The organism is Burkholderia sp. HMSC10F09 (genome assembly GCF_001806955.1).
Lineage (GTDB): Bacteria > Pseudomonadota > Gammaproteobacteria > Burkholderiales > Burkholderiaceae > Burkholderia > Burkholderia multivorans.
Genome location: NZ_KV786916.1, coordinates 21,737 through 27,736, shown reverse-complemented (window position 1 = coordinate 27,736; position 6,000 = coordinate 21,737). Strand labels below are relative to the sequence as shown.

Below are 6,000 nucleotides of genomic sequence, written 5' to 3'. Positions count from 1 at the left end.
CCTTAAACACAAAATTCCTGACAGGCCCCGACGAGCCGGCGAAGTTGCCGCGTCGTCAGTTCCCAGCCATTCGGCGCGGCCAGACTTCAGGTCCAAATTCCCCATCTTCGATGGCGCCAGCGCTGTTCGATGCATCGCCGGCCGATCTGACCGGCAACCGGCAGCTTGCCGAGGTCCAGCCGCGACATTTCAATTTAGCCGCACACCGTTTCCGCTGATAATTCACCTTATGTCAAATCAAGAATCTCCCCAAACAAGCCAGAACCCCCATCCCACAGACCGCACACGCCACCCACCGGCGGCGCATGCGTCCGTCCTTCATCAAACCGCCGTCAAACCGCCATCACCGTCACCGACTTCGTGACGAGATACGGCTCGAGCGCTTCCGGACCACCCTCCGAGCCATAACCCGAATCCTTCACGCCGCCGAACGGCATTTCGGGCCACGGCGTCGCCGGCTGGTTGATCCAGAGCATCCCGACTTCGAGCCGCTGCGTCAGCAGATGCACGTTCGCGAACGAACGCGTGAACGCGTAGCCGGCCAGACCGTACGGCAGCCGGTTCGCTTCGGCGATCGCATCCTCGAGCTTGTCGAAGCCGCGGATCGCCGCGACCGGACCGAACGGCTCGTTATTGAACACGTCCGCTTCGAGCGGCACGTTCGCGAGCACGGTCGGCGCGAAGAAGTTGCCTTCCGAGCCGATCCGCTCGCCGCCGGTTTCGACGCTCGCGCCGACCTTGCGCGCGTTTTCGACGACCGACGCCATCGCAGTCAGCCGGCGCGGGTTCGCGAGCGCACCGAGCGTCGTCCCTTCCTCGAGCCCGTTGCCGACCTTCAGCCCCTCCGCATGCTTGACGAGCGCGCGCGTGAATTCGTCGCGAATGCTGTTGTGGACGAGAAAACGCGTCGGCGAGATGCAGACCTGCCCCGCGTTGCGGAATTTGGCGCCGCCGGCCGCCTTCACCGCCAGCGCAACGTCCGCGTCCTCCGCGACGATCACCGGCGCGTGACCGCCGAGCTCCATCGTCGCGCGCTTCATGTGCTGACCGGCGAGCGCCGCGAGCTGCTTGCCGACCGGCGTCGAACCGGTGAACGTGACCTTGCGGATCACCGGGTGCGGAATCACGTACGACGAGATCTCGGCCGGATCGCCGTACACGAGGCCGATCACGCCCGCCGGCACGCCGGCGTCGACGAACGCGCGCAGCAGCGCGGCCGGCGATGCGGGCGTTTCTTCCGGCGCCTTGACGAGGAACGAGCAGCCCGTGGCGAGCGCAGCGCTCAGCTTGCGCACGACCTGGTTCACCGGGAAATTCCACGGCGTGAACGCGGCGACCGGGCCGACCGGCTCCTTCACGACCGTCTGCTGCGCGCCGAGGTTGCGCGGCGGCACGATGCGCCCGTACACGCGACGCCCTTCATCCGCGAACCATTCGATGATGTCGGCCGCTGACAGCACTTCGATCCGCGCCTCCGTAAGCGGCTTGCCCTGTTCCTGCGTCATCAGTTGCGCGATCGTATCGGCGCGCTCGCGCACCAGCGCCGCGGCCTTGCGCATCGTCGCCGCGCGTTCGTGCGCCGGCACCTTCCGCCATGCTTCGAAGCCGCGCTGCGCGGCGGCCAGCGCACGATCGAGATCGGCGATGCCCGCGTGGGCCACCTTGCCAATCACCTTGCCGGTCGCCGGGTTTACCACGTCGATCGTCTTGCCGCTCGCGGCGTCGACCCACTCGCCGTCGATCAGGAGTTGCGTATCCGTATAAGTCACGTTTGCCATCCAGACACCTCTGCTTTACGTCGAAAAAGCGTGCCGCCGCGGACGGCGGCACGCCGGTTATCAGGGGCGTCGCCGGCGCAATGCGCGCGGCGGCGTTCGGTGCGGGCTCGTCGCCCGCGGTTCGGTCGGCATGCCGGCCGGCACTGGCCGGCATGCGATCGCGGATCGGTGTCGCCGACGATCCGCACGGCACTCATTGCGCGGCGGCGGTCGCCTTGCGCAGCTTCGCGACATCCGCGGGCTGCACGGCCGGCGCGCCGTTGCTCCATCCGGCACGCATGAACGTCAGCACGTCGGCGATCTGCCGGTCGTTCAGCTGGCCGGCAAACGCCGGCATCGGATACGCGGAAGGCACGCCGTCGATCACAAGCGTGTCGCTGCCGTTCAGCGTCACGTTGATCAGCGACGACGCATCGCGTTCGAGCACGTTCGGATTGCCGGCGAGCGGCGCGAGGAGCGGCGCGTAGCCGCGCCCGTCCGTGCCGTGGCAATGCGCGCAGTACGCACTATAGACCTTTGCGCCCGGATCGGCCGACGGTCGCGCCAGTGCAGCCTGCGTCGCCTTCGCATCATAGCGGTACTCGGGCGCGCCCGTGCCGCCTGCCGCGGGCAGCGACTTCAGGTAGCGCGAGATCGCCGCCAGATCGTCGCCGGTCAGTTCCTGCGTGCTGTGGTTGATCACGCTCACCATCGAGCCGAACGCGGTCGCGTGCTGGTTTGCGCCGGTTTTCAGGAACTGCGCGACGTCGGCCTCGCTCCAGCGGCCGAGCCCCGTATTGTGCTCGCCCGTCAGGTTCGACGCGAACCAGTTGTCGATCGACGCGCCCGACAGGAACGCCGCGCCGCTTTCGTCGAGCGCCTTCTCCTGGAAGCCGACACCGCGCGGCGTATGGCACGAGCCGCAGTGGCCGAGCCCTTGCACGAGATAGGCGCCGCGGTTCCACATCGCGTCCTTCGCCGGCTTGTCGGCGTACGGCGTCGTGTCGAGGAACACCATGTTCCATAACGCGAGCGGCCAGCGCATGTTGAGCGGCCACGGAATGTCGGACGGCCGGTTCGCCTGCTTCACCGGTTCGACGCCGTGCATGAAGTATGCATACAACGCCTTCACGTCGTCGTCCCTCAGCTTCGCGTACGACGGGTACGGCATCGCCGGGTACAGCCGATGGCCGTCCTTCGCGACGCCCTTGCGCAACGCGTCGGCAAACTCCGCTTCGGTATAGCCGCCGATACCGGTTTCCGTGTCGGGCGTGATGTTCGTCGTGTAGATCGCGCCCATCGGCGTGGCCATCTTCAGGCCGCCCGCGAACGGCGTGCCGCGCGGCGCGGTGTGGCACGCGACGCAGTCGCCGGCTTTCGCGAGATAGGCCCCGCGCGCGACGAGTGCGCTGTCGGCGGGCGCCGCTTGCGCCGCGTGTGCGGTCGTCGCGGTCACCAGTGCCGACAGCGCGAGCAACGACGCGCAGAGCGCACGCGCACTCAGGTTCAGGTTTCGCATGGTCGCCGCTCCCCTCAGGCCGTTTTCAGCTGGTTGCCGATCGGCAGCTTGCGCAGCCGCTTGCCGGTCGCCGCGAAGATCGCGTTCGCGACGGCCGCGGCGGTCGCCGCGGTGCCGGGCTCGCCGATCCCGCCCGGCGCTTCGCCGCTCTTCACGATATGCACGTCGATCGGCGGCGTCTCGTTGATCCGCAGCACGCGATAGTCGTTGAAGTTGCGCTGCATCACGCGGCCGTTCTCGATCGTCACTTCGCCGTACAGCGCGCCCGTGATGCCGAAGATGATGCCGCCCTGCACCTGCGCCTCGATCGTGTTCGGGTTCACGGTCATCCCGCAGTCGACCGCGCAGACGACGCGCGTCACGCGCACTTCACCGTCGTCGACCGCGACGTCGGCGACGATCGCGAAGAAGCTGCCGAACGCATGCATCACCGAGACGCCGCGGCCCTGCCCTTGCGGCAACGCCGCGCCCCACCCGGCCGCCTTCGTCGCGATGTCGAGCACGTTGCGCGCACGCGGCGTCTTGTCGAGCAGCGCGCGCCGGTACTGGACCGGATCGGTTTTGGCCTGCGCGGCGAGTTCGTCGATGAAGCTTTCGACGACGAAGGTGCTGCGCGTCGGCCCGACGCCCCGCCAGAACGCGGTCGGCACATGGCGCGGCTCCTGCCGCACGTAGTCGATCAGCTGATTCGGTACGTCGTACGGCAGATCGATCGCCACCTCCACCGCGTCGGGATCGACACCGTCCTTGAAAGCCGGCGGCGCGAAGCGCGCGAGGATCGACGAGCCGACGATCCGGTGCCGCCATGCGATCGGCTTGCCGTTCGCGTCGAGCGCGGCCGAGATCCGGTCGTGGTAGCACGGCCGGTACATGTCGTGCTGGATGTCCTCTTCGCGCGTCCACACGACCTTCACCGGCGCGCCGACCTGTTTGCCGATCTTCACGGCCTGGCCGATCATGTCGGTTTCGAGCCGGCGGCCGAAGCCGCCGCCAAGCAGGTGGTTGTGCACGACGATGCGCTCGGCAGGCAGGCCGGTGATCCGCTGCGCGGTGTCGCGGGCGCGCGTCGGCACCTGCGTGCCGACCCACACCTCGCAGGCGTCGCTGCGCACGTGCACGGTACAGTTCACGGGTTCCATCGTCGCGTGCGCGAGCAGCGGCTGTTCGTACACCGCGTCGACGCGCGTCTTCGCGTTCGAGAAGGCATGGTCGACGTCGCCGTCCTTGCGAGCGACCGCGCCCTTGCCGTTCGCGGCAGCCTGCGCGAGATCGGCGAACAGATCCTTCGTCGACACGTTGGCGTTCGCGCCTTCGTTCCATTTGACGACCAGCGCCGATGCGCCGCGCTTGGCCGCCCACGTGTGATCGCCGACCACCGCGACGGCGTCGTCGACGCGCACGATCTGACGCACGCCGGGAATCTTCTTCGCGGCCGTATCGTCAACGCTCGCAACGGTGCCGCCGAACACCGGGCTGTTCACGATCACTGCATAGAGCATCCCGGGCAGCCGCACGTCGAGTCCGAATTGCGCGACACCGTCGACTTTCTCCGGCGAGTCGAGGCGCTTCGCTGGCGTGCCGATCAGCTTGAACTGCTCGGGCTTTTTCAGCGCGACGTCCGCCGGCACCGGCAGCTTTGCGGCCGCGTCCGCGAGCTCGCCGTACGATGCACGACGGCCGCTCGGCGGATGGCGCACCTCGCCGTTCTCCGCGTGGCAGGCGGTCGGCTCGACGTTCCATTGCTTCGCGGCCGCCGACACCAGCAGCACGCGCGCGGTCGCACCGGCGCGACGCAGCGGCTCCCATGCGTAGCGCACCGACGTCGAGCCGCCGGTCAACTGGCCGCCGAGCAGCGGATCGAGGAACAGCTTTTCGTTCGGCGGCGCATGATCCAGCGTCACGCTCGACAGCGGCACCTCGAGCTCTTCCGCGATCAGCATCGGCAGCGCGGTGTAAACGCCCTGCCCCATCTCGACCTTGGGCATCACGAGCGTGACGCGGCCGCTACGGTCGATCTGCACGAATGCGTTGGGCGCGAACACGCCCGCCCGCGCGGGTTCGTCCGCGTCGCCGCCGATCACCGAGCGCCGCGTATGGTCGCCCGCGGCCGGCAGGCTGAAGCCGAGCAGCAGTCCGCCGCCGGCCGCCGCGCCGAGCGACATGCCGAAGCGCAGAAACGAACGGCGCGACATGGCGGCGCCGGCATGGCCTGCTTCGATCAGTCCGCGCGACATGTCAGACCTCCTGCGCGGCTTGCTTGATCGCCGCACGAATCCGATGGTACGTGCCGCAGCGGCAGATGTTGCCGGCCATGGCGGCGTCGATGTCGGCGTCGGTCGGCTTCGGGTTCGACGCGATCAGCGCAGCGGCCGCCATCACCTGGCCGGACTGGCAGTAGCCGCACTGCACGACGTCGAGTGCGCGCCATGCCTGCTGGACCTTTTGTCCGGCCGGCGTCGCGCCGACGGCTTCGATCGTCGTGATCCTGCGGCCCGCGACCGCCGCGACCGGCAACACGCACGAGCGCGCGGCGACGCCGTCGAGATGCACGGTGCACGCGCCGCACTGCGCGATGCCGCAGCCGAACTTGGTGCCGGTCAGGCCGACGAGATCGCGCAGCACCCAGAGCAAGGGCATGTCGTCGGGGGCGTCGACCGTGCGGGTCTCGCCGTTGATGTTCAGAGTGACCATTCAGCCTCCGGGGCCGGTGTGTGGGGAAGCGGC

Annotated in this window: 5 protein-coding genes; 1 reads left to right on the top strand and 4 read right to left on the bottom strand. The window is 68.5% G+C overall.

What is annotated here, in order from left to right:
- A partial coding sequence (locus HMPREF3115_RS32060) for a hypothetical protein (protein WP_083302309.1) occupies positions 1 to 218 on the top strand: 218 nt, incomplete at its 5' end.
- Positions 219 to 332: 114 nt separating this feature from the next.
- Here HMPREF3115_RS32060 and HMPREF3115_RS26620 read toward each other — a convergent pair.
- The 4 genes from HMPREF3115_RS26620 to HMPREF3115_RS26605 all read right to left on the bottom strand — a co-directional run bounded on the left by HMPREF3115_RS26620 (position 333) and on the right by HMPREF3115_RS26605 (position 5,967).
- Positions 333 to 1,778 carry an NAD-dependent succinate-semialdehyde dehydrogenase gene (locus tag HMPREF3115_RS26620; RefSeq protein ID WP_006403526.1) on the bottom strand — a complete coding sequence of 482 codons (1,446 nt, stop codon included), beginning with the start codon at positions 1,776 to 1,778 and terminating at the stop codon, positions 333 to 335.
- Positions 1,779 to 1,971: 193 nt separating this feature from the next.
- Positions 1,972 to 3,276 carry a c-type cytochrome gene (locus HMPREF3115_RS26615; RefSeq protein WP_070556791.1) on the bottom strand — a complete coding sequence of 435 codons (1,305 nt, stop codon included), beginning with the start codon at positions 3,274 to 3,276 and terminating at the stop codon, positions 1,972 to 1,974.
- 14 nt (positions 3,277 to 3,290) lie between these two features.
- Positions 3,291 to 5,510, bottom strand: coding sequence for a xanthine dehydrogenase family protein molybdopterin-binding subunit (locus tag HMPREF3115_RS26610; protein ID WP_070556789.1), 2,220 nt, complete (start codon positions 5,508 to 5,510; stop codon positions 3,291 to 3,293).
- Between the two features lies 1 nt (position 5,511).
- Positions 5,512 to 5,967 carry a (2Fe-2S)-binding protein gene (locus HMPREF3115_RS26605; RefSeq protein WP_070556787.1) on the bottom strand — a complete coding sequence of 152 codons (456 nt, stop codon included), beginning with the start codon at positions 5,965 to 5,967 and terminating at the stop codon, positions 5,512 to 5,514.
- Positions 5,968 to 6,000 lie beyond the last annotated feature (33 nt).

Excerpts from the sequence above, each read along its gene's own strand:
- HMPREF3115_RS26620 (WP_006403526.1), bottom strand. The coding sequence starts at position 1,778 with ATGGCAAACGTGACTTATACGGATACGCAACTCCTGATCGACGGCGAG.
- HMPREF3115_RS26615 (WP_070556791.1), bottom strand. The coding sequence starts at position 3,276 with ATGCGAAACCTGAACCTGAGTGCGCGTGCGCTCTGCGCGTCGTTGCTC.
- HMPREF3115_RS26610 (WP_070556789.1), bottom strand. The coding sequence starts at position 5,510 with ATGTCGCGCGGACTGATCGAAGCAGGCCATGCCGGCGCCGCCATGTCG.
- HMPREF3115_RS26605 (WP_070556787.1), bottom strand. The coding sequence starts at position 5,967 with ATGGTCACTCTGAACATCAACGGCGAGACCCGCACGGTCGACGCCCCC.